Origin of the sequence: Chitinophaga pollutisoli, from assembly GCF_038396755.1 — a bacterium.
In the GTDB taxonomy this organism is placed as follows: Bacteria; Bacteroidota; Bacteroidia; order Chitinophagales; family Chitinophagaceae; genus Chitinophaga; species Chitinophaga pollutisoli.
In genome coordinates, this window is record NZ_CP149822.1 from 5,061,883 (window position 1) to 5,083,941 (window position 22,059).

Consider the following 22,059-nt stretch of genomic DNA (forward strand, 5'->3'; position numbering starts at 1 on the left):
ACAAATAAGATTACATGAAGAAGCAGGACGTTGGTCCTGCTTTTTTTATGTTTTGCGGTCGGACAACAGTTCGAGGATCGCAACTTCCAGCGCGTCTGCCAATTGAGACAGTGTGCGGAGTGTAACATTGATCTCACCGTTTTCCATCCGGGAAATGTCTGCATTGTCGACGTTGCATCGTGCAGAGAGCTCGCGTTGGCTGAAGCCTCTTTCCTTTCTGATTCGGCGGAGATTTGTTCCGAAAAGGCGCAATATATCCGGGGCCTGGGTTGACATTTTTAGTTTGCTTCCAAAAGGTTCAAGATCATCGAATTATTTCTTTTTTCCGCTGGGCAGAGGCCCAACGTGTTGAAAAAATATTTCGACAGGTTACTGTAACTCTTGCTGGTAGAGAGTTTCTGAGAATGTGAATGAGGAAGCAATACGAAAAAAAATCAATGCAGGATACTGAAATCGGTGTAATGCTGCAGGGGGCCTTCGGTAATATCGAGGCCGGAGACCTTGGCGCCTGAGGGGCCGATTCTGCACCAGTCAATAAATTCCTTCATGGCGGTGGCGGGACCTTCGGCTGCGATCCATACATGGCCGTCGGGCAGGTTTTTGACTTGTCCTTTAAGGCCCATGCTGGCGGCTACGGATTTGGCGGTGGCCCGGAAGTAAACGCCATGAACCATGCCTTTAACTACAATTTCTTTATGCAACATAATTACGGGATCGGTTTATAAACTAACAAAATTGATTACCGTGTGGTTTATCCGGCGGCGATGGCGGCCTTGAGCTCCGGGATGCCGGGGGCGACGAGGGTTTGTCCGCCGGGGTAGAAGATAAAGAAACGGGCATCGCCTGTTTCCGGATCTTCTACCATGTGGATTTGGATATATCGGGATGGATGAAAGTAAAAGTATTCGGTGACGGGAGGTTCCACGCTTCTGCGGAGTTGTTCCAGCTGGAAGCCTGCGCGGCTGAGCCAGGAGAAAACGGTTTGTTCTGCAGAGGGGGATGCATTTCCCTGTTTGTATATCGGTTTGATGGGCACCCATTCCATAACTTAAATTTACTGGCGGTTAGTGATCCGTTTGCTGGGCAATTGCCCAACGGCCGGAAATTTTTACTTTGATCTCGTTTTGTTTACGCAGGCGCCTGGCGCCGGGTTGCCGGGGGAGGTGGCTTGTCTTCCGGATGATTAGCTACCTCGAATCGCCAGCCGATATGCTTTTCTAAAGCCTCCGGTGAAGCACCCGCGAGCCTATTGCGGCCTTGCGGATTCACGGGAGCGCATTCATTTCCAATGCGTTAGATTTGATTGGGCATGGTGCTCCCTGCTTCCGGGACCGTTCCGCTGTCATTCTCCAGAGCGTTCGCTTCGGATGGGACATGGCAGGCCCTGTCTCCGGGTGGTTCGGCTCGCGGGGGCTGTTCCGTTGTCGTTCTCCAGAGCGTTCGCTTCGGATGGGACGTGGCAGACCCTGTCTCCGGGTGGTTCGGCTCGCGGGGACCGTTCCGCTGTCATTCTCCAGAGCGTTCGCTTCGGATGGGACGTGGCAGGCCCTGTCTCCGGGTGGTTCGGCTCGCGGGGGCTGTTCCGTTGTCGTTCTCCAGAGCGTTCGCTTCGGATGGAACATGGCACGCCCTGCTTTCTGGACGGTTGCCCTCCCGGGGTGGCGTTCCTTTTGTCGCCACCCGAAGCATTCGCTTCGGATGGGGCACGGCACGCCCTGCCTTCTCGGCTTGAATCCGGGGGGACATGCAGCTGCTCTTTCCCGAGGTTGTTGCCTCAGTTCGGACAAGCCATACCCACTATTCCGGGCGGGCTCGCCGGGAAAACTTTGTTTCATTCACCAGAAAGCAAATCAACCTCGGGCTGACCGGACTCTTTCCTCCATTTGGGCAAAAGCTCCGCTGATCCCTGCGGGAATTGATACACGGGCAATGATATGGCCTGCTAAACGGAGTATGACCTCCGTCGGCCCAATGGAAGATCCCCTGCCAGCGCCCCCGGCCGGCAGCACATCGCTCTTGACAAACGATATCCCGCCACCAGGCCCGAAAGCCGATGATCCCATTTTCCATATTTACCGGTGCATGCCTAAAAGCATGCGAATGCAAGGGTTTGTCTCCTGAATCGGATGGGTTGTAAGTAGATGGGTTAGGGTAGAAGGGGCCGGGCGATAACGCCCGACCCGTAACTAAATGATACTGACTCTAAAAAAATATGTTCAACAGTTGCGACTGTCGTTTATCAAATAAAACACCCGGGATTACCCACGGGAAATTGCTCCCCGAGCCACTGTAATCCGCCACTCCGCACAGCCCATTACGCCGCACGGTGGAACAACGGGTGGCTCGACGGAACCTCCCGTCCAAACAAAAACTCCCGCACCAGCTCGTACCGGTCACTGCCCGCAGCCCGCCTCAATAAACTGAAACTGTGACAATGAAAACTCCGCACGAACACCTTGCCCGACAAATAAGGAGACAACTGCGTAAACTGATGCGGCTGCAACGAACGCGCCAACGCAATATGCGGACGGTAACCCGCCGGCTCCAACTCGAACGCCTGCATCACCTTCCGGTGCAACTCCTCCAACGGCTTCGGATTGGCGACATTCACATAAAACATGTGCCGGCCACTGGCATGACGACTGTGGTCAATCCGCGACGTATACACCGTAAACGCCGACTGATCCGCCACCAACCGATCCAGCATCGTCACGAACAACTCCTCGTACCGCTCCGGAAACTCCGACCTGAACAAGGCAATGTGCGCCTGGGTAAATGATCCGGCAGCCGTTCCCAGCTCCTCCGCTATCAAATGCTTGTACATGCTCACATCCTGAACCGTCTGTGCGTCCGGATGTACTACCAGCATATAATCGTGTAATACTTCCTGTTCCATGGCTTTTATGATTATGCAATTATCAATTCGAAACAACCGTTATCATGTTCAGCACCAGGATAACAGCGCCTCCTTTCACAACACAAACATACGAATAATTTTGGCAAATACTAAAAAAGTTAGCAAAAAATACTAAAAAAAATGGCCGGAGGGCATAACCCCTTCAGCCACCATATCTTAGAATTGATTACAAGCTTTTGATGATCGCCGCGAAATCCGCCGCCACCAGCGACGCGCCGCCGATCAGTCCGCCGTCCACATCCGCCGAAGCAAACAGCTCTGCCGCATTCGAAGGCTTCGCGCTGCCGCCGTACAGGATCGTCAAACCCGCAGCCGCGTCCTGGCCATACTTCGCCGCAATCTGCCCGCGGATAAACGCATGCATATCCTGCGCCTGCTGCGCGCTCGCCGTCAAACCCGTGCCAATGGCCCAGATCGGCTCGTAAGCAATCACCACCTGCTGCAAAGCCCCAGCGTCCAGGTGGTAAAGGCTTTCTTCCAGCTGCTTCGCCACATACGCATTCTGCGTTTCCGCTTTCCGCACTTCCAGCGGCTCGCCGCAGCAGAAGATAGGCTTCAGCCCGTTGGCCAGCACCAGGTCGATCTTCTTCGCCAGTTGCGCATTCGTTTCATTGAAATATTCCCGGCGCTCGGAGTGCCCCAGGATCACGTAGTCAACGCCTACAGACGCCAGCATGGCCGCGGACACCTCGCCGGTATAAGCGCCTGACTTCTCACTGGCGCAGTTCTGTGCCGCCACGAATACGTTGGGTTGGCTGCGGGTCAGTGCTTTTACCTGCTGCAGATACGGAAAAGGCGGTGCAATCACCACAGCCTGGTCTCCGGATAAAGTAATGCCGGCCGCCAGGATGTCGTTCACCAGCTGCTCGCCTTCCGCGAGGGTCAGGTTCATCTTCCAGTTGCCTGCTACGATCTTCTTTCTCATGATTTTACGGTGCTTTTGATAAGTGGCGCGAAAAATACGCATTTATCCCCGAAATATACGGGTCAGAATTTCCCGGTCGGCCTCCGACAACTCCGCACCCTTCAGCCGCATCCACGCATCTGCGTCCCGGAGCGCTTCCTCCAGCCGGTATTTATCAGTAATCCCGGCGCCTCCCCAACTGAAAGAAGGCAGGAATTTGGGCGGAAAATTCCCCCGAAAACATTGCAGCTCACGCCCACCACTGTACCGGTATTGAACATGGTATTGATCCCGCACCGGCTGAAATCCCCCATCATCACGCCGCATTTGGCCCCGGCCGGCCAGTATTCCTGCTTCGCTTCCATCCAGATCCGCACCTCGCGGGCGTTGTTCTTCATATTGGAACAGCTGGTGTTGGCGCCCAGGTTGCACCATTCGCCGATCACCGCGTCGCCCAGGTAGCCGTCGTGCCCCTTATTGGAATGTCCAAAGAAAACCGAGTTCTTGATTTCCCCGCCGGCTACGCTCCGCGGTCCAAGGGTAGTGGCGCCGTAAACCCGGCTGCCCATTTTCAAAACGGCGCCTTCACCCATGGCAAAGCCGCCTCGCACCAGGTTCCCTTCCATGATCTCCGCGTCTTTCCCCACGTAAATCGGCCCCGCCGATGCGTTCAGCACACTGCATTCCACCTTGGCCCCCGGTTCCAGGAACACCTGCGCCGGGTTCACCACCTGGTTGGTTGCGGAAACCGGCGCCGATTTCCGCCCCTTCGTCAGCAGCGCAAAATCATCGCGGAGCGCCGCTTCATTGTGGCGGACGATATCCCAGGGCCGGTCGACCCGCCGGATCTCGCCTTCATATTCCAGCCGCACGAGCGTGGCCGGGGCAAAGAAATCGTCGCCGCTGATGAGCTTGGCCAGCAGCCTGCCGTTTTTGTACAGTTCCTGCCCCGGTTCCATGGCCGCGAGGGTTTCCACGATGCCCGCGGAAGGGAGCAGGTGCCCGTTCACCAATACGGTAATGGTGCCTGGCGGCGCTTTCCGCAAGGGATATTTGGCCTGGAGGTACTCGGTGGTGAAACTGCTGAGCGGCCCGGATCCGAGCCATTTCTCCCATTTTTCGCGAATGGTGAGGATGCCCGTACGGATCTCCGCTACGGGTCGGGTGTGCGTGAAGGGGTAGAGTTCGTCGCGCTCGGGCGTATCAAACAGGATGTAGTGACGGTTCATAACCCGGCGAAAATAAAAAATCCCGCCGAAAGCATTCGGCGGGATCGTAAAAATATTCGGAAGATGGCTTATTTAGCCTCTTTCTTGTAACGTTTGTTGAATTTGTCGATACGGCCTGCGGTATCTACCAGTACATTCTTACCAGTATAGAACGGGTGAGAAGTATTGGAGATCTCAAGCTTGATCACTGGATACTCGTTACCGTCTTCCCAGGTGATGGTTTCGCGGGTAGGAGTGGTGGATTTGCCCAGGAAGCTATCCCCGTTGGACATGTCTTTAAACACTACGAATCTATAATTTTCCGGATGAATTCCCTGTTTCATATCAATAAGTTAATAAATACAGGACGCAAAGGTAAAATAAATATTTAAATAAAGCAAGAAAATTTAGCTTTTCATATTCACATACTGGAGCGCAATGCCCAGGTTTGCTTCGCGGCATTTCTGCATAACTTCTTGTAAATCATCTATTTTTTTCCCGTAACACGAACAATGTCGTCCATGATCGCGGCTTGTACCTTCAAACCGGAATCCTTGATCATTTTCACGATTTTCTTCGCATCGTCCTGTTTAATACCATTGCGGACGGGCACTTCCTTCTTTACCACCTTACCGCTCACATAATGCTCCTTGCTCAGGTCGTAAATCTCCGCCGCCAGCCCCTGGCGCATGCTCCGGCTGATCAGCACGTCGATCACCTGGTCCAGCTTCATATCCGTTTCCACTTCCAGCTTCACAATCATGTCCTTCTTATCCAGGTCGATTTCCACGGGCGAACCCTTGAAATCGTACCGGTTGTTGATTTCTTTTTTAACTGTGTTGATGGCGTTGTCCAGGGTCTGGAGGTCGACTTTGCTCACGATATCGAAAGACGGCATATGCGCTGGTTTTTTAAAGGGTGATGAACGAGCGGCAAATATAAAGAAAAAACCGCCACCGGAACCGGCAGCGGGGCTGAGATTAGAATGGCGGAGAATGGTTACATGAGCGGGTAAAGAGCCTGCATGCGCTTAGTTGTTGTCTTGCGCATGAATTTGCAGGGACGTTTGTTTCCCACGTATAGTAACGTTGTCGTTTTCAAGATATTGTTCATATTTCTTTATTACGTCGTCGGGTTGCTTTTTACCGTTGATGTAGAAGTCGTTCCCCTTCTTTTGGATATCGAATCCTTCGTTTCGGTCGATCAGTTTGTCGGATTCCAGCTTTTGCAGGAGGTTGTTGTAATTCCGGGAGGTAGCCCTGTTTTTTTCGGAGAGGCTGCGCTGGGCTTCGGCGTTGCGGAGGGCGCGTTCATGCTCTTTTTCCGCCCGTTCCCGGGCCATCGTCTGGTGCTTGTCGCTCAGGTCGCGCTGCACTTGTGTGCGAAGTACCTCCTGGCGGGCCCGCTGGCTGCTGGCCATGGCCTCTGCCTGGAATTTAGCATTGTCGCGACGGTATTTTTCGGCATCGGTCCGGTATTTCGCCGCGTCCCGCCCGTATTTTTCAGCTTCCTTGCGGTATTTCAGCTCCTCTTTCTTCAGTTTCTCGATCGTCTTTTTGATTTCTTCCTGCTGCGCTTTCCAGTCGATCTTTTCGAGGTTTTTCAGCGCGTTTTTCATGGATTTTTCCCAGTCTTCCCGTTTGATTTTCTGCTTCACGGATTCGTCCAGGTCTTCCCATTTCAAATCGGTCATGGCGTCGAGGCGCATCCGTAGATTCGACAGATCTATATCCTGCAGTTGTTTTATCGCATGCAGCTGCATGTCCCTCACGTTGATATTCATGTTTTTCAACATGCTGGAGTCAAAGTTGAAATGCTTGTCGAAATTGAAATTGTGGTTGAATTTGAAAGATTGCTGCATGTTGATATAGCTTTCTTCAAACTCTTTCTTTTCCTCGGCCGACATATCGTCGATTGAGTTGTACGTTTTTTCCCTGCCCTGTTTGTCGCGGATGATGATCCTGCCACCGGGCACCACGGTATCGCCGGGGTTGTTAAAATGATACACTGTACTGGAACGCTTGTCAAACACCACTTGCTGCGGCCAGGCGGCCACCGGCGGAACCGGCGGCAGAGGCGGTGCGGCCGGTACGATGCCCATCTGCGGCGGCGCCGGCGGGGTGGGCGGTGCAAGCGGCATGGACGGTGCCAGGGCGAGCGCCAGCGGTTCGGGGCAAGCTTCGGGAGCGGGCGGGTTAGGCGGTACCGGCATGGCTGCAGGCACGGGCAGGCCCGGGATTTCCGGCTCGGTGATGAAATCTTTGGCGGAAGGGCTGGCGGAAGGGGAGGACTGGGCAGCGGCGGCTGGTGAGGCTTTCGGAGCAATCGTATCCGTTTTTGCGTCTTGCTGGCGCTTGCTGTCGGGCGTGAGCCAAGCGATAGACACGAGGCCGGTTACGATGATCATGAGCGCCAGGAGTCGCTGGCTATAGTTGAGATGTTTCGTTTTCATTTCCATGATGCGTTTGATACGATGAAATAAATGGTGCCGGTCATGCGCGGCGGCCATGGCCATCGGGTTCACGGTAAGGCGGAATTCTTCCAGTGCCACCAGGGCTTTGGCGTAGTGCATGGGCTGAACGGTGCTGGCGAGCACGAGGTCGTCGCAGCAATGTTCGCGTTCCAGGCGGATGTTGCGGGAAATCCACCATACGAACGGGTTGAAGAAAAGGATCGTTTCTACAATGGATTGGAAGATATTCAGGAGATAATCATTGCGTTTGATGTGCGCCAGCTCGTGCAGCAGGATGGCTTCCAGCTGTTCCGGGCTGAGATTGTTGACCATGGCGGCCGGGAGCAGGATAACTGGACGGAGGAAACCTATCATGACCGGCACCTGCAGGTTGGCGGAAATGAACAGTCCCACACGCTTCCCGATGCCCATTTTGCGGGAAAGGGCCCCGAGATGTTCCTCCCAAACGTTCCCCAGCGACGATAAACCCTGTTTGCGCAACGTTTTCAGCTGGGCCAGGTCCACGCAAAGGCGGATCGTCATCAACGTCACACCCACCACGTAAATCGCCACCAGCAGCGGGAAGTAAGCTTCCATGCCAGGGAAAACAGCCTTCAGCCCCTCGTCTGGCGCCGGCGTGCTCGCAAAAGCAAGCGGAACGGGCATCGCGGGCATCCCTGCCCCGGCAACCATTACCACCGCCTCTGAAGCCTCGCGGATCGATTTCAGCTGCGTAAGAAACGTGGCGCCGAACCATCCCGCAATACCTGTCAGCGACAGAAAGGAGAGATGATATTTGATGGATGGCCCGGCCTGTGGCCAAAGCCACAGCACGATACGCAAACAGAAAAAGACGCAGCAGCCCTGCCAGAAGGAATGCAGGATCGTCCAGCCGAAGGCCTGGATAAGGTCTGTCGTGAAAGGAAATAACGCGTGCATAAAACGAGTATTACGACTGTTTTTTATCGATTTCGTTCAGATATTCCCGAATGCGGTCGAGCTCCTCGCGCGACGAACGGTGACCGCCCAACGCCTGCAAAACCAGCTGGGACGCGGAACCGGAAAAAACCGTATCGATCATCTTGTTCAACAACTGCGCCTGTGTTTCTTCCTTTGGAACGGCGGCTTCATAAATATGTGTCTTCGCGCTTGCATCCCGCTGCAGCAAGCCCTTTTCATGCATGATCTGCATCAGCTTCAAGGTAGTGGTATAACCCGCTTCCTTCTGCTTCTCCAGGATTTCATGCACTTCCCTCACCGTGCTGGCCCCACGCTCCCAGAGGATCGTGAGAATTTCCAGCTCGCTTTCGGTTGGACGTACATGTTTGTTGTTTGCCTTGTTCTCCATGATATCTCTCCTTTGTACGAATTTCTTCGTAATCAAATGTACGATAGTTTTCGTAAATGCAAAATGCCGGGGATTATTTTTGGATAAGCGGTATGCCGGCAGGAGGAGCGGAGGGGGAGAAACGGAGCTGCGGAGGGCTTTGGCAGTCTTTCCGTTGCCATCCCTGTCCCAGCCCGGCGCCCCGAAAACATACATCCACGCTTCTTTCCAGGTGCGCGCCCGGCGCAGGTCGCGCCAGATCGCCGCCCATTCGTGCGTGGCGATGCGCAGGGGATTGTATGTTTCGATGTTCACCGTCAACCCATAAACCGGCCTTTCCTCCTCCGGCTGGAAAGTGCCGAAAAGGCGATCCCAGATGATCAGGACGCCGCCATGGTTACGGTCGAGATATTTGATTTCGGAAGAATGATGCACCCGGTGGTGCGAGGGCGTATTCAGCACATACTCCAGTGGGCGCGGGAGTTTATGGATGGCTTCGGTATGGATCCAGAACTGATAAAGCAGGCTGATCGATTGCATGGCCATGACCATCGCCGGATGAAAACCAAGGAGCGGCATCCAGATCCAGAACAGGAATGCCCCGCTCAGGTTGCCCGTCCATGTTTGGCGGAGGGCAGTGGAGAGATTGTACCGGCGGCTGGAATGGTGGACGACGTGCGAAGCCCAGAAATAACGGATTTCGTGGCTGCTGCGGTGGAACCAGTAATAGGTGAGGTCATCCGCAAAAAAACACAACGCCCATACCCACCAGAGCGATGCGTCGAGCGTGAAGAAGCGGAATTCGTAAGCGGCAGAATAAATGAGAAAGATGACGGCTTTCGTGAAAAGCCCGATGATAACGTTCCCCAGCCCCATGGCGATGCTGCTGGCGGCGTCTTTCGTTTCGTAGAGATCCCGTTTTTCCACCGCGGAAAAAATCACCTCGGCGGTAATGAGCAGGATAAAACCCGGTATGGCGAAATGTATAAGGTCCATAAAAAACGGATCATCTTTACTGGTAAGGGAGTGCGGAATATTCCTTTTGCCAAAAGTTAACGAAAATTCCCGTACCGGCCCTTCTTTACCGGAAAAGATGATCCGCTGGTGACGGGCTTAGAAGCGGCCCGCCTTGATGGTGAAATGTGCGGACGGCCCGCTCAGTTTCTCGTCGGTTATTCCTGCCGTCCCCGAGCCCCGCACAAAGCGGTACGATCCGCCGATGCCCAGCCGCAGGTACGAAGTGATATTCATTTCCAGGTTGAGGTGCGGCTCTCCCACGAAGAAGCTGCTGTAACCGATAGATTCGTAATCTTCCCAGTTCTTGTACCGCTCGTTCATAAACACGCCGCCGCCGCCAACGAGGGCGCCCACGGCGAGGTGCACGAGCTTGTTGCCCTTGATGGTATATTCCGGAACAAAGCCGGTATACCACATGTTCCAGTACATTGTTGCGTCGGAAGGATTGGTGCGGGGGGCTTCGATATTGTTGACCAGCGCATAGGCGCCCGCGCCCAGCATAAGTTTGCTGTTGAGCATCACGCCGGCGTATCCGCCCAGCAGCACGCCCAGTTCATCGTCGAAGCTGGTGAATTTGATGGTGGGGGCGCCGAATCCGCCCACTCTTACCTTACCGCCTTTGGCGAGACTTTCGATTTTCTCCTGCGCAAGTGCCGGAACGGTGCAAAGCACGGCCAGGGCAAGCAGCAGGCGCTTACCTGTTTTGTTCATGTTCATTGATTTTTTATGGGGTGATCTTTAGGTTGATTAATGCTCCATTTGTATTGATTTCCATTCGATTGCCGATGTTCCGAACCATCCCAGCACACGGCCCTGCGAAGTATTGTCGATGTTCTTCAGGTTCGTGGGTACGTTCTCCAGGATCTTGGCGAACAATCCGCCCAGGTCGATCTGCGCCTGCACCTGGCTGAGGAACATATGACTGGGTTTCGTGCACGACCTGATGGTTACCGTCACGTTTTCTCCCAGCTGGAAAGGCTTGTCGTAATCCGTAATCCCTTCCGAAATCGGCTGGATAAAGTTCAGCCCGTCCGAAATGTTCTCCGCGAAGGATCCGTCGATGGCAAAGATATCTTCTACGCGACCCGCGCTGGTGGCGGAATTACGGGTGCTCCGGATCCAGTAGTAATCCGTACCGCCGGGGATGTCTTTAGCATAAAACCGGGCGTAAAACCCTTCTTTATTACTGATGGATTCCTCTTTCGTTTTGAAATCGTAGGCCAGCGAATCCACCTGCGGCACGCGTTTGATCGTGTCCACCCCCTCAAAAATCCCTTCTTTCAACTCCACGCGCAGTTTGTAAACGTGCCCGATCACGCCGATGCGCTCAACACCCGGATCGTGGCTGTATACGCCGTTGGCAAAAGTAAAGTCATACGTCTTGTTGGCGGTAATATCTGTCAAAGTCACTTTGGCGTCGCTCACCACGGGAGCGGAACCGCTGCTGGTGTACGGTACGGTTTGGGTGATGCGGATATCCTGTTTCCCCGGCACGGAAGTAATCCAGGCGTCCACGACGGTAAAAGTTTTCCCGTTCGGAATATCGATATCGATCGCGTCCTCGCAGGCAGTAAATCCGGCGGCGGCAAACAGGAGGGCGATGGCGGTGAATGTCCTTTTCATATGATCGTGCTTGGAGATTAGAATTTGAAGTTATAAGTGATACCGGGGATGATGGACCCGATGATGCTGAGGCGAACCGCTTCCTTCTTGGAAGGATCGTCCGGGTTTTGGCGGAAGTACACGGTGTAAGCGTTCCTCCGGGCATATACGTTATACAGGCTCACTACCCATTCCCCTTTCCAGCGTTTTAGCTGCTTGCCTTTGTAGGTAAAGGAAAGGTCGAGGCGATGAAAGGGCTTGAGGCGGTAGTTATTTCGCTTTTCGGTGGTGTTGTAGGGAACATCCCAGTCCTGGAACTCGAGGCGCGCATCGGCGAACGTAGCCGGCGTACCCGAAGCGAACATCCAGTTGGCGCTGAAGCTCGCGCGCTTGTTCAGCTCATGGCTCATCACGATGTTCAGGTTGTGGGTGCGGTCGTATCGGTTGATGAACCACTCGTTCAGGCTCAGCCCCGGCGTTTTGCGTTCCGAACGGCTGAGGGTGTAGCTCACCCAGCCTGTTGTGGCGCCAATGTCTTTCTTCACATACAATTCCAACCCGTATGCGCGCCCTTTCGCCGCGAGCAGATCGCCTTCGATGTACTCGTTCAGGTCCAGGTCGGCGTTGTCGATGAAATCCAGCTGGTCTTGCATGGATTTATAAAACACCTCGGCCGACAGCTCGAACTTATCACCGGGCGCGTTATAAAAATAACCGGCCGTCACCTGGTCCGTCAGCTGCGGTTTCACGTTGTTGGAAACCGGCGTCCAGATGTCCACGGGGGTGGGGGAGGCGGTGTTGCTCAGCTGGTGCATGTATTGGGCCGACCGGCTGAAAGCCGCCTTGATGGCCGATGAGCTGTTGATGGCATAGCGCGCGGAAATGCGGGGCTCCAGGAAGTAGTAGTCGGCGATCGTTTTGCCGCTTTCGTAATCCTTCGTGCCGAGGAAGCGCTTGCGTGTGCCAGCCACCGTATCCGCATAATAGTAGGCAGTGCCTTTGCCAATATACTGGAAGCCCGACAGGCGTACGCCGTACTGAACACCGAACTTGTTGCCCGCTTTCCACTCGTGGTCGAGGTATAGCGCGCCTTCCAGTGCGTTTTTATCTTTCAGGTTGATATTGAACTGCTGGTCGCCTTCGCGGGCGAGGCTCCGGCCCGGCCTGAACGTATAATACGTGCCCTGCACCCCGAAATGCAACGTATTGCTGGCGTTCAGGTAATAGGTAAAGGCGGGCTTCACGCCGTAGTTGATGATGTTGGATTTCCAGCTAAACTCCTGGCTGGAGGTGGATTTCTCATCGCTCAGGAACTTCAGGCTGTAATCGTATTTCGTATAATACGTGGTGAGATTCATGAACAGGCGGTTATTGAAAATGTGGTTCCAGCGCAGCGATGCGGTGTTGTTGCCCCAGTTCATATTGGCTTCTTTCCCGAACCCGAACACGTCGCGGCCGAAATAGCCGCTTACGAAAAGACTGTTGTTTTTATTCAGCTGAAAATTGACTTTGGCCGTGAGGTCGTAGAAGTAGAGCTTGGTATCTTTCATATCACCTTTGAGGAAGGGTTTCATAAGCACGTCCATGTAAGACCTGCGCCCCGCGATGATGAAGGAAGATTTGTCTTTCTGGATGGGCCCCTCCAGCGCCAGGCGGCTGAAGATATTGCCGATGCCGCCGGTCATGCCGAATTTCTGGTTGTTCCCGTCTTTCATCCTGATATCCAGCACCGAAGCCGTTCTACCGCCGTATTCCGCGGGGAATCCGCCTTTAATGAGGTTGATATTCTTCACCGCGTCTGGGTTGAAAACGGAAAAGAAGCCGAGCATGTGGGTGGAGTTGTACACCGGCGCTTCGTCGAGCAGGATGAGGTTTTCGTCGCCGTTGCCGCCGCGCACGTTGAAGCTGGCGGCGCCTTCGCCCACGGTATTGACACCGGGCAGCGTCTGGATGGTGCGGATTACGTCCACTTCACCCATAAACGTGGGCAGCTTCTTGATTTCCGCTATGTCCAGCTTGTTGAGGCTGGTGTTGAGGGTATTGATGTTTTTTTCCTGTTGCTTGGCGGAAATTACCACTTCATTCAGCTGGCGGTCCGATTGCCCCAGTTTCACATCCATCCTTTTGTTGGAAGTGAGGTCGATGGTGAATTGTTGCGCCTGGTAGCCGATATAGGAAAACTGGATGTCGTGTTTGCCGGCGGGCAGGGTGAGCGAATAAAAACCGTATTCGTTGGTTACGGTGCCAACGGAAGTGCCGGGCTTACCGATGGAAATGCCGATGAGGGATTCGCCGTTTTTTTCGTCTTTAACGTAACCGCTGATGGTGAACCGTTGCTGCGCGAAGGCCGTGTTGGCCGCGAACAAAACGAGTAAGATGTGCATCAGCAGTCTGGCTGTTGTTTTCATATATTGGTTTTCAGTGTTGTGTGAATGGCAGAAGGATGGCCGGAAAAGGGTTCCGTTACATTTTCCGAACATATGACGTGCAAAATAGAACATACCCCTATCGTTGGGAAATTATTTCTGTGGAAACGGCGGATCAGGGGTTTTTCTGCCGGAGGATAGGGGATACCCGCCCCGGGGGGCGTCTCAAAGGGGATTAACAGGTATAACCGGTTACGAATCTGATAGAAATCATGTTTTTTCCCGCCGAAACGGCGCAATTTCATGATTGCGTACGAATATTGTTAGTCCAAAACGGCGCACTGGTACCCCAGGTCGCGCACGAATGAGATAACCTGATGCTCTTCCATCTGCAGGCATTCCACCCGCAGCACCTTGTCGCAATCCTCCAGGTCGAGGGTACACATGGTAACGGAAAACTCGCCGGACAAGGCGCGGATCACCAGTTTTTTTCTTTTTGGGTATTGATATTTGTTTTGAAGATGCCGATCATGGTCCGATTTTGAATTAATTTGCTCAAAATTCGCTCCTGGAAGCGTAACCGGCTTGCATTAAACGGATTAAAACTTACATAAAACGGATTTTCTTATGCCAATGACCGTCACAAACGAACGCAAAGAAATCTTGTTTCACGACGATACGGTATTGTGCCCTGACTATTACAATGGCCAGGAACTGACCGAGCGGCACCACGAACTCGATATCAAGGCCGGAAAGGCCGATTTCCACGAAATCAGCTTCGATGGCGTGCTGATGGGCTTCGGGAAAGCTTATATCAACGAAAAGGTTCAGGTCGAGAGCCATGATACCCTGCAGCGCGTAGGTATGCATTTCATGATCAGAGGGGAAGTAACGGCCAATATCAAAGGCATGCGCAGCGCCATGCGCACCCGCCAGCTCGAACACAACCTCGTGTACACGCCCGAACCGGAAGAACAGATTAAAGTGGAACGCCAGCCTGAAATCCAGGTGTTTGCCCTCACTTTTATGAAAGACCGCTTCGTGCAGCTCGCCCGCCGCAACGGCCCCGTGCTGGAACAATTCGGCGAAAGCGTGGAAAACGACCGGCCGGTATTCCCCGACCGCTCCTACCAGATCACCCCGCGCATGATGCAGGTGATCGATGAAGTGCGGGACTGCCATTTCTCCGGCGGCCTCAAAAAACTATTTCTCCAGTCCAAAGCCATCGAACTGCTGGCGCTCGAATGTGAGCAGATCGAACTGCTGTCGGGCGGGCGGTATGGGATAGAACGTCCGGAAGTCAACCGGACGGAGGAAGAGCGTATCCGCTACGCCCGCGACCTGCTGCTGGCCAATGCCCAGGAGCCCCCGTCCCTGGGAGAACTTTCGCGGCTGGCAGGCCTCAACGAATTCAAACTGAAAAGCGGTTTCCGCAAAGTATTTAACAATACCGTGTTCGGTTACCTCAGCGAGCACCGCCTCGACGAAGCCCAAAGGCTCATCCGGACTGGCGCGCATAGCTTTACCGAAATCGCGGACGAACTGGGGTATTCCTCCCTTCAGCACTTCAGTAATGCTTTCCGAAAAAATTCGGTTGCAGCCCCAGGGAGTTCCAGGCACGGTAACCCGGTTGGAAAAAGACATAAAAAAGGCCGCCACTGTCCGACAGTGCGGCCTTTTGCTATTCAAACCGATGTTTCCATCAGGAAAAAGTTGTCTTGTGTGCGCGCGCAAAAGCTTCAAAAGTTACAGGATCTTTGCCCGTAATGTCTTTCACGGCAGTGGTTATCACGGCGCAATGGCCGTTTCTTACCGCGGCTACGAGCATTGCCAGGTAATGCGCCGCGCTTTCCGGAGCCCCGGAGGCGATAACACCTTCAATCAGCGCGGATTCGGGGATATTTTCATACGTCACGGTTCTGCCGGACGCCGCCGTGATTATGGCTGCTGCTTCGTGATTGTCGATGGCCGCAGGACCGGTGAGCGTCAGTTCCTTGCCCGCATGCGCTTCGTTGAGCAAGAGCTCTACCGCCACGGCCGCAATGTCGGAAGTGGAGATCACGGAGTATTTGCCGTCGCCGGCGGGGATGAGGATCTTGCCCAGTTGTTTGATGGTGGGGCTGAAGGGCCCTTCAGAGAAGTTCTCCATGAAGAAGTTGGGTCGAATGATGTTGTACGGAATACCCGATGCGATCAGCGACAGCTCGATCTGGCGGAGGGGCGCGGTTTCCACATGCTCCACGCCGATGGCGGAAAGGAAGACGATCTTTTTCACCTGGGCTTTCTTCGCCTCGTCAATAAACGGGCGCAGCTTGGTATGCGCGTCGGCGTCGAGCGGGAGGGCAGACAGAAAAACGAGGTCGACCCCGGTCAGGGCCGGAGCAAAAGTAGCGGCATCTTCCTGCACGAGGCGCACCGCGCTTACGTTAGCCGACGGGGCCGAGTATTTCTCCGGGAAGCGGGTGGCCGCTTTCACCTGCACGCCGGGTTTCCGCGCCAGCGCTTTTACCACTTCTTTGCCTGCAAAACCGGTTGCACCGAGTACCAGAATAGTATCTGACATGTTGTAAATAATTTAAAATGTTATAAATATTATTACAGTTATGGTTAAAAAAATTTAAAAGTGTTTTTGAACGAATGCCGCCAGGGTGATAGGGTAGAGCTCCCGGCCCACTGTTTCATCGATACCGGTGAACAGGGTGTCGAGGGCTTTATTAATGTTCCGGCCGACCGGGCAGGCGGGGTTCGGATCGTTTGGCGAAAACCCGAAAATATGGTCCGATTTCACCACGGCGAACACTTCCGACAATCGGACATCCTCCAGGGGCCGCGCCAACCGGCTTCCCCGTTCTTGCCTTCCCGGCTTTCGACCAGGCCGGCGTTGCGAAGCGCGCTCAGTTCTTTGCGCACCAGCGCCGCATTGCTGTTCAGTGACCCCGCGATGAAGTCGGATGTCAGCCATTCCTCCGGGAAACTGCCCATGAGCGAAAGAATGTGAACGTATATGGCGAATTTACTGCGGATCATTCTGTAATATTAAATATTACAGTACAAAAATAGGGGGAATTCTCATTACCGCCAAAAAATTATCGTACGGCCAGGCCAATCGCCAGCGGCAACAGGAATTCATACAGCCGCTGTCCGGATTCGGCTTCGCTTTCCCGGTCGGTGTGTATCAGCAAATCGGGGGTGAGGGGATATTCGAAAACGCCGTTCACGCCGGAAAGACTGTAAATCTTATCCGGGTGCCCGTCGGGCAGGAAGGCACGCTTGTACAATCCCTTCGTATCGCGGCGGATAAGCTCTTCCAGCGCGCAGTCGATCTGAACGGTGGCCGCGATGCGGAATTCCCGGGCAATTTCCTGCCGGATGGCGTCGAGCGGGTTGATGGCGCAGATGATGGTCAGGATGCCGTGCCGGGAAAAGCGATGCGCCAGCCAGGCGAGCCGCCGGATGTTTTCCGCGCGGTCTTCCCGGCTCATGCCCAGTTCTTTGAACAGATAGCGCCGGCAATCGTCGCCGTCGAGCACTTCCACGGGGCAGCCGGCCGCTTTGAGCTTCTGCTCCGCGATCCGCGCCAGGGTAGATTTTCCCGCGCCCGACATGCCACAGAACTGGATGATCATTTCTGGAAGGTTGAAACGTTTCGATATCCGTATGCGGCCATTAGCGGCCAATCCGTTTGCTGGTCTACGATTTCGATCAGGGTAGCGTGCATTTTCCCGAGATACCCACCGGAGCGGTAAAAGTCCGCATCGAAGTTTTCGTGGTGGGTTTGGGGAGGAGAGAAGTCCCAATGCGCCGGTAGTACAATTTTCTCGATGGGCTGCGCTTTCGATGCGTCGAGTGGCAGTGCCATTTTTCTACAGATTCCCGCGATTATTTCCGCGGGCTGGTCGAGCAGGGTTTCGTAGCGCACGATAACGCTCCGGCCCGGCCAATGCTCCTCCAACTGCCGCCAGGCGGCGTATTTGCGGTTGAATTCATGCAAAGCGGAGCTGAGAACGGTTTGCAGGAGGCGGAGGCGCTGCGCGGGGAGTCGCCGGGAGTCTGCCGCGCCGTGCTGTTTGAGGATACTGTAGGCCCAGGCATAAGGTTTTTTGACGGAAATACAGAAGAACAGCTCCCTGCGCCGGAGCGCCGCTTCCAATTCATTTGCCAGTGCGCCGGTATACGCTTCCTGATCCGCATCGGCGGCATGTGTGGTGGCCGAGGCGTGGCGGAGTGTCAGCTCCCGGGGTGAGAGCGCCCCGACTGCGGCCAGCAGGGCTTCGGGTGGCGCTTCGTGTTTGTCGCCCAGCACGTGCATGAGCACCTTCGCATCGGGGCAGGCGGCAGTGAGGAGGGCGCGCAGGTAGTTGGTACCGGTGCGCTTTTCGCCGTATTGCTTAATGAATGTTTGCATGATCGGTTAAAAGGATTTGTTCTAAATGTTGTTCCCACATTTTCGTAACGGCCCCCTGCGACCAGGCCACCTGCGTGGCATTACGGAGCCCCGCCTGCAGAAGGTTGTGGTAATGGCCATTGTCGTTGTACAGTCGCTCCAATTGCTCGGCGATCTCCCGCGGCTCCACCACTCCGCCTGTCAGCCAACCGTTTCCGTACACATGCGGCTGCGCCGGCACCATCGCCGCGGCGCTTTTCCAGATTTCCGCGCAGGCGGTATGATCGGGTACCACTTGCGGCGCCCCCGCCGCCGCGTGCTCCATGCTCACCAGGCCCCAACCTTCTCCCATGGCGGTGTTTAGTCCCACGTCGCAGGCGTTGTATAGCAAGTTGAGCTTGTCCGTTGGCCAATGCGGATGCCTGCGCCCCGGGGCAGTGAGCACCAGCCGGTCGTGTATGCCCAGCGACCGCGCCTCGCGCTCCAGGTCCGTGCTGGGTAGTTTTGTGGCCATATGCAGGCACAGCCGCACGTTTTCCGGCTTGTTCCGCGCAAATTCCGCGAAGCCCCGCAGCGTGAGGTCTATGCGTTTCCGGTGCTGATTTTTGTTCGCGTTCAGTACCCAAAAGCCCCGGCGCAGCTCGTTGCGACCGGGGAAAAGCGCTTCCCGCGCCGCTATCCGCCGCCCCGCAGTGCTTCCGGGCAGCGAATAAAAATTCCCGCCATCGAGCGGATGGGGGATCACGGCCATCCGCCGGAATGGCGGCAACCGGTTCAGGCCCAGCGATGTGGCGCATTCCTTCAAAACCTGCTTCCCGAAGGCAGTAAACGTCACCACCGAAGTGAGCTGCTCCAGCCCTTTCGCGAACGCCGCGTGGTTGAGGCGCCCGTCAACCGGTACATATCCCGCCACCGGACAACGGTGCGCCGTCTGACGGATGCTTGCCATGTACCTGCCCATGAACCAGATATCGCAATAGAGCAATATCGCGTCCGGACAAACGGTGTCAATTAATCCCGGCAGCACGGATTCCCCGAAAACGTCCGCCGGGTTGGGATTGTAGTGCAACTGAAAAGTGCCTTTGAATGGTGCTGTCTGGAATGCGTCGACCCCCAGCACGTGCACTTCGTGCCGGGCGGCCAGTCCCTCTGCGAGCAGTCGGGTAATGCGCGCCATGCCCGTTTGTTGGGCGAATTGTCCTATGAGTAAGAGTTTCATACGGTGTTGAGAGCTGAAAATTGCGGCAGCAGAGAACGAAACTCCGCCGCCGCATTTCATGAGTATACTTCGTGGTTTCTATCCTTTGTCCTGCAGCACTTTTTCCTCCACCTGTTTTCCCATAACCATAGGATCGTACAGGAGGATTTCCGATTCGGCGTTGATGCTGCCTACCAGCCAGGGACTGTCGTACCAATCCGTGGTGCAGGAAAAGCTTTCGGTGGCTTTGCCCGGCATCAGGCCTTTCATGCCGATACAGGTGTAGCTGACCATGCCCGGCGAGCCTGTGAACCCGATGTATTCCTTCCAGCCGGTAAGCGCGGCGCCGCAGGACGCGAGCCAGTTGGCGAAAGGAGCCGTGGGGTAGTTCATGAGGTTCACCGCGAAGGCGCTCACCACGCAGATGTAATTGCCCTGCCCGTATTGCTCTATGTCCTGCAACATATAAGTGTAAATGAGCGGCTGGTTGTTGAAATCGTTGTTGTCCTGGTAATAGATCTTGCACATCTGCACTTCCTGCGTTTGCCGGTCGAGCAAAGCCACCTGCAGCGCGCCTACCGGCCAGCCTTGCGGCGTGGAGGGAGGAATAACGGGATCAGGGTTGATGATGTTGCCGTTGCAGATCATGGAAGCGCTGGTGCTGAAGTTGGATCCGTTCTGGCCCGAGCCCGGTGTGAAATTGGCGTTGGCTTCCACGAGCACGGCGCCATTCATATAAGCGATGAGCGCCTGTTGCACGGCATCGGCAGCTTGTCCGGAGAACATGGCGGACAACGGGCGGAGGGTGAATTGCATCACCGCGGGATTGGTGTTCACGGAGCCGGACCAGTTTGTGTAGAGGTTGCTGTAGTCGTCGCCGAAGCCCGGGTTGAGAACGTTGAGGATGCTGGCGTCGCCCCCGGTGCAGGCGATCGTAACGATGCGGCTGTTGGCCCAGTTCTGCCCCAGCTGGTTCCATTCCGCCTGAGATTCCGCTTTGCCGGAAGTGAACAGGGCCTTGTATTCCATGGAAACGTTGGCGCTGATTTCCTGTTCGTTGCTGCTGTACGACTTTTCCACCGCTTCGTAATAGTTCAGGTTGCCGCCGCAGATCACCTGGCTAACAAAGTGTGTCCCGAACTTGCGGAATACCTGGAAGAACTGTTCCTTGTTTTCCTGGTTGAAAACATCCGGGAGGGTTTCTACGGACGGGTCCTGCGAAAAGTTGGGAGACATCCACTGGAAAGAAGAATTCTCCAGCACCAGGTCCCAGCAATTGAACGAAGCTTCCGACATGCAGTACCAATAGCTCGAATTGGAATTGAAAGTGTTGGCATAGGCGGCATTGAACTGCCCTTTAAACGCCCCGTAAGAAGCGCTTACCCCCGCTTTGGCGGAAAAGAATTGCTGGAACTGTTGCGATCCTTCGAATACTTCCGTGGTGCCGTATTCATTGGAATTGGGCACTACGGCCAGGTTGTCGGGCACAGCATACGTAATGCCGGCATACGTGTAAGTAGACGCCTGGTCCGTTTTGTGGATGAAAAGCTGGGAAGTGAGCGAAGAAATATCATATTCGCCCAAAATGTTGAAGCCGAAACCTACGACATCGGCGCCGGGAATAATGTTCATGGTAAACCTCCTTGTTTTTTAGGATGATTAAGCAATTACTGGATTACGTTGAGGGGAATGCGGCAGGCCAGCGCGCGGAACATATTGCCGCCGCACATCATGCCCACGATTTGCATCTGGCCGTTGATGAGGACGGAGCCGGAATCGCCCGCCATCTGGACGTTGTCCGTCAGTACGATCATGTTCTGGAACCAGGCATACCGATTGCCGAAAACTTTCATGATGCCCAGGTAGGTGGTAGAGGCCAGGTTCGTTTCGTTCAAGCCCGTAAACGACCCGAAATACTTTACCTCCTCATCTACCACCGGATCGGCAAAACCCACCGGCGTCCCGATTTCGGCGACATTGGGCGCCCCATCCTGCGGCGTGATATTGCACCAGGCCAGGTCGGTATCATTGTACATGGGGTCGAACACATCGTTGGTCGGATAGGTGTACATAAACTCGAAACCTGAGACGGGACAGAGAAAATTCAGGTTGTTCGTCGTGTCCGGCTGGTAGATCTGGGTATACTGGCCGTTGACGGATAGCACGTGGTTGCAGGAGATCATCCGGTACTGGCCGTTGATGGTGATGTTGGCGCCCAGTGTCCCACGCTGGTTTAAGCCCTGTGGCTGTACACAGTAGCCGCCCGGGCAAGGTCGCATCCGCTCATACGGGTTTGTATAGAGCGGGTCAGGGTCATCCGAGAACAGGCCCACTTCCTGGACGTCGGTCGGTACTTTCACCATCTCCGTGCCGCCGTCGCGTTGCGCGATGGGTAGCTCGATGAACGGAGGGATGGGCGTGTCCTTGTCCAGCGCGAGCCTGTCGGCCGATTTTTTCTGCTGGACGTGCATGACGATCGACCATTCACCGGTCTTTTTCCCGTTTTTCTTTTTGACGCCGGCGTAAATCCCCACGACGTTGCCGCGGAGCCAGCCCTTCAGTACGGACATATGGGGTTCGATGTCCGTTCTGTGGATTTGCTTTGTGAGTTGCATGAGAGAACATTTAGGTTTTAACAAAGGATGACGGTTCAGGCTGATGGTTACAATTCAAAGCTCTTGCTT

At 54.8% G+C, this 22,059-nt stretch carries 20 protein-coding genes and 2 pseudogenes; 1 reads left to right on the forward strand and 21 read right to left on the reverse strand.

The features are described 5' to 3' along the window. Positions 1 to 45 precede the first annotated feature (45 nt). The 14 genes and pseudogenes from WJU16_RS21535 to WJU16_RS21600 all read right to left on the reverse strand — a co-directional run bounded on the left by WJU16_RS21535 (position 46) and on the right by WJU16_RS21600 (position 14,275). Entirely contained in the window at positions 46 to 276 is a 231-nt protein-coding gene (locus WJU16_RS21535; RefSeq protein WP_109698839.1) for a helix-turn-helix transcriptional regulator, read from the reverse strand. A 158-nt stretch (positions 277 to 434) separates the two neighbouring features. Further along, positions 435 to 704: an acylphosphatase gene (locus WJU16_RS21540; RefSeq protein WP_341835466.1), complete on the reverse strand. Its 270-nt coding sequence runs from the start codon at positions 702 to 704 to the stop codon at positions 435 to 437. 47 nt (positions 705 to 751) lie between these two features. Beyond that, positions 752 to 1,045 (reverse strand): hypothetical protein, encoded by a 294-nt coding sequence (locus WJU16_RS21545; protein ID WP_341835467.1) that lies wholly within the window; start codon positions 1,043 to 1,045, stop codon positions 752 to 754. Between the two features lie 1,269 nt (positions 1,046 to 2,314). Then, a complete protein-coding gene (locus WJU16_RS21550) occupies positions 2,315 to 2,896 on the reverse strand; it encodes a 2'-5' RNA ligase family protein (protein WP_341835468.1) in 582 nt (193 codons plus the stop codon). 187 nt (positions 2,897 to 3,083) lie between these two features. Next, positions 3,084 to 3,842, reverse strand: coding sequence for a triose-phosphate isomerase (gene tpiA, locus WJU16_RS21555; protein WP_341835469.1), 759 nt, complete (start codon positions 3,840 to 3,842; stop codon positions 3,084 to 3,086). Positions 3,843 to 3,943: 101 nt separating this feature from the next. Beyond that, positions 3,944 to 5,050, reverse strand: a complete 1,107-nt coding sequence (locus tag WJU16_RS21560) for a putative sugar nucleotidyl transferase (RefSeq protein WP_341835470.1) — start codon at positions 5,048 to 5,050, stop codon at positions 3,944 to 3,946. Positions 5,051 to 5,118: 68 nt separating this feature from the next. Beyond that, positions 5,119 to 5,373 (reverse strand): type B 50S ribosomal protein L31, encoded by a 255-nt coding sequence (locus tag WJU16_RS21565; RefSeq protein ID WP_341835471.1) that lies wholly within the window; start codon positions 5,371 to 5,373, stop codon positions 5,119 to 5,121. 63 nt (positions 5,374 to 5,436) lie between these two features. Further along, positions 5,437 to 5,927: pseudogene (locus WJU16_RS21570) on the reverse strand (YajQ family cyclic di-GMP-binding protein). Between the two features lie 132 nt (positions 5,928 to 6,059). Continuing rightward, entirely contained in the window at positions 6,060 to 8,420 is a 2,361-nt protein-coding gene (locus WJU16_RS21575) for a M56 family metallopeptidase (protein WP_341835473.1), read from the reverse strand. Between the two features lie 10 nt (positions 8,421 to 8,430). After that, positions 8,431 to 9,804, reverse strand: coding sequence for a sterol desaturase family protein (locus WJU16_RS21580; protein ID WP_341835474.1), 1,374 nt, complete (start codon positions 9,802 to 9,804; stop codon positions 8,431 to 8,433). A 117-nt stretch (positions 9,805 to 9,921) separates the two neighbouring features. Beyond that, a complete protein-coding gene (locus tag WJU16_RS21585; protein WP_341835475.1) occupies positions 9,922 to 10,536 on the reverse strand; it encodes an outer membrane beta-barrel protein in 615 nt (204 codons plus the stop codon). A 36-nt stretch (positions 10,537 to 10,572) separates the two neighbouring features. Beyond that, positions 10,573 to 11,448 (reverse strand): DUF4249 domain-containing protein, encoded by an 876-nt coding sequence (locus tag WJU16_RS21590; RefSeq protein ID WP_341835476.1) that lies wholly within the window; start codon positions 11,446 to 11,448, stop codon positions 10,573 to 10,575. Positions 11,449 to 11,465: 17 nt separating this feature from the next. Further along, on the reverse strand, positions 11,466 to 13,835 hold the full coding sequence (locus WJU16_RS21595) for a TonB-dependent receptor (RefSeq protein ID WP_341835477.1): 2,370 nt from the start codon (positions 13,833 to 13,835) through the stop codon (positions 11,466 to 11,468). Between the two features lie 281 nt (positions 13,836 to 14,116). Then, on the reverse strand, positions 14,117 to 14,275 hold the full coding sequence (locus WJU16_RS21600; protein ID WP_341835478.1) for a hypothetical protein: 159 nt from the start codon (positions 14,273 to 14,275) through the stop codon (positions 14,117 to 14,119). Between the two features lie 145 nt (positions 14,276 to 14,420). On the opposite strand from WJU16_RS21600, the gene WJU16_RS21605 reads away from it, so the two are divergent. Further along, a complete protein-coding gene (locus WJU16_RS21605) occupies positions 14,421 to 15,560 on the forward strand; it encodes an AraC family transcriptional regulator (protein ID WP_341835479.1) in 1,140 nt (379 codons plus the stop codon). On the opposite strand, the gene WJU16_RS21610 is transcribed toward WJU16_RS21605, so the two are convergent. The 7 genes and pseudogenes from WJU16_RS21610 to WJU16_RS21640 all read right to left on the reverse strand — a co-directional run bounded on the left by WJU16_RS21610 (position 15,496) and on the right by WJU16_RS21640 (position 21,990). Next, positions 15,496 to 16,356: an NAD(P)H-binding protein gene (locus tag WJU16_RS21610; RefSeq protein ID WP_341835480.1), complete on the reverse strand. Its 861-nt coding sequence runs from the start codon at positions 16,354 to 16,356 to the stop codon at positions 15,496 to 15,498. The two genes, WJU16_RS21605 and WJU16_RS21610, sit on opposite strands and share 65 nt — an antisense overlap. Before the next feature lie 54 nt (positions 16,357 to 16,410). Further along, positions 16,411 to 16,820 (reverse strand): annotated as a pseudogene (locus WJU16_RS21615) (Rrf2 family transcriptional regulator). Between the two features lie 59 nt (positions 16,821 to 16,879). Further along, on the reverse strand, positions 16,880 to 17,419 hold the full coding sequence (locus tag WJU16_RS21620) for an adenylyl-sulfate kinase (protein ID WP_341835481.1): 540 nt from the start codon (positions 17,417 to 17,419) through the stop codon (positions 16,880 to 16,882). Continuing rightward, a complete protein-coding gene (locus WJU16_RS21625; protein ID WP_341835482.1) occupies positions 17,416 to 18,198 on the reverse strand; it encodes a hypothetical protein in 783 nt (260 codons plus the stop codon). Before WJU16_RS21625 ends, WJU16_RS21620 begins: the two co-directional genes overlap by 4 nt. Next, entirely contained in the window at positions 18,182 to 19,396 is a 1,215-nt protein-coding gene (locus tag WJU16_RS21630) for a glycosyltransferase family 4 protein (protein WP_341835483.1), read from the reverse strand. Before WJU16_RS21630 ends, WJU16_RS21625 begins: the two co-directional genes overlap by 17 nt. Positions 19,397 to 19,474: 78 nt before the next feature. Then, the gene (locus WJU16_RS21635; RefSeq protein WP_341835484.1) at positions 19,475 to 21,007 is read right to left on the reverse strand and encodes an MAC/perforin domain-containing protein; all 1,533 of its coding nucleotides are present in this window, start codon (positions 21,005 to 21,007) and stop codon (positions 19,475 to 19,477) included. 35 nt (positions 21,008 to 21,042) lie between these two features. Beyond that, positions 21,043 to 21,990: a hypothetical protein gene (locus WJU16_RS21640; protein ID WP_341835485.1), complete on the reverse strand. Its 948-nt coding sequence runs from the start codon at positions 21,988 to 21,990 to the stop codon at positions 21,043 to 21,045. Positions 21,991 to 22,059: the final 69 nt, after the last annotated feature.

Coding starts and splice junctions, on each gene's coding strand:
- WJU16_RS21535 (WP_109698839.1), bottom strand. CDS start 276: ATGTCAACCCAGGCCCCGGATATATTGCGCCTTTTCGGAACAAATCTC.
- WJU16_RS21540 (WP_341835466.1), bottom strand. CDS start 704: ATGTTGCATAAAGAAATTGTAGTTAAAGGCATGGTTCATGGCGTTTAC.
- WJU16_RS21545 (WP_341835467.1), bottom strand. CDS start 1,045: ATGGAATGGGTGCCCATCAAACCGATATACAAACAGGGAAATGCATCC.
- WJU16_RS21550 (WP_341835468.1), bottom strand. CDS start 2,896: ATGGAACAGGAAGTATTACACGATTATATGCTGGTAGTACATCCGGAC.
- tpiA (WP_341835469.1), bottom strand. CDS start 3,842: ATGAGAAAGAAGATCGTAGCAGGCAACTGGAAGATGAACCTGACCCTC.
- WJU16_RS21560 (WP_341835470.1), bottom strand. CDS start 5,050: ATGAACCGTCACTACATCCTGTTTGATACGCCCGAGCGCGACGAACTC.
- WJU16_RS21565 (WP_341835471.1), bottom strand. CDS start 5,373: ATGAAACAGGGAATTCATCCGGAAAATTATAGATTCGTAGTGTTTAAA.
- WJU16_RS21575 (WP_341835473.1), bottom strand. CDS start 8,420: ATGCACGCGTTATTTCCTTTCACGACAGACCTTATCCAGGCCTTCGGC.
- WJU16_RS21580 (WP_341835474.1), bottom strand. CDS start 9,804: ATGGACCTTATACATTTCGCCATACCGGGTTTTATCCTGCTCATTACC.
- WJU16_RS21585 (WP_341835475.1), bottom strand. CDS start 10,536: ATGAACAAAACAGGTAAGCGCCTGCTGCTTGCCCTGGCCGTGCTTTGC.
- WJU16_RS21590 (WP_341835476.1), bottom strand. CDS start 11,448: ATGAAAAGGACATTCACCGCCATCGCCCTCCTGTTTGCCGCCGCCGGA.
- WJU16_RS21595 (WP_341835477.1), bottom strand. CDS start 13,835: ATGAAAACAACAGCCAGACTGCTGATGCACATCTTACTCGTTTTGTTC.
- WJU16_RS21605 (WP_341835479.1), top strand. CDS start 14,421: ATGCCAATGACCGTCACAAACGAACGCAAAGAAATCTTGTTTCACGAC.
- WJU16_RS21610 (WP_341835480.1), bottom strand. CDS start 16,356: ATGTCAGATACTATTCTGGTACTCGGTGCAACCGGTTTTGCAGGCAAA.
- WJU16_RS21620 (WP_341835481.1), bottom strand. CDS start 17,419: ATGATCATCCAGTTCTGTGGCATGTCGGGCGCGGGAAAATCTACCCTG.
- WJU16_RS21625 (WP_341835482.1), bottom strand. CDS start 18,198: ATGCAAACATTCATTAAGCAATACGGCGAAAAGCGCACCGGTACCAAC.
- WJU16_RS21630 (WP_341835483.1), bottom strand. CDS start 19,396: ATGAAACTCTTACTCATAGGACAATTCGCCCAACAAACGGGCATGGCG.
- WJU16_RS21635 (WP_341835484.1), bottom strand. CDS start 21,007: ATGAACATTATTCCCGGCGCCGATGTCGTAGGTTTCGGCTTCAACATT.
- WJU16_RS21640 (WP_341835485.1), bottom strand. CDS start 21,990: ATGCAACTCACAAAGCAAATCCACAGAACGGACATCGAACCCCATATG.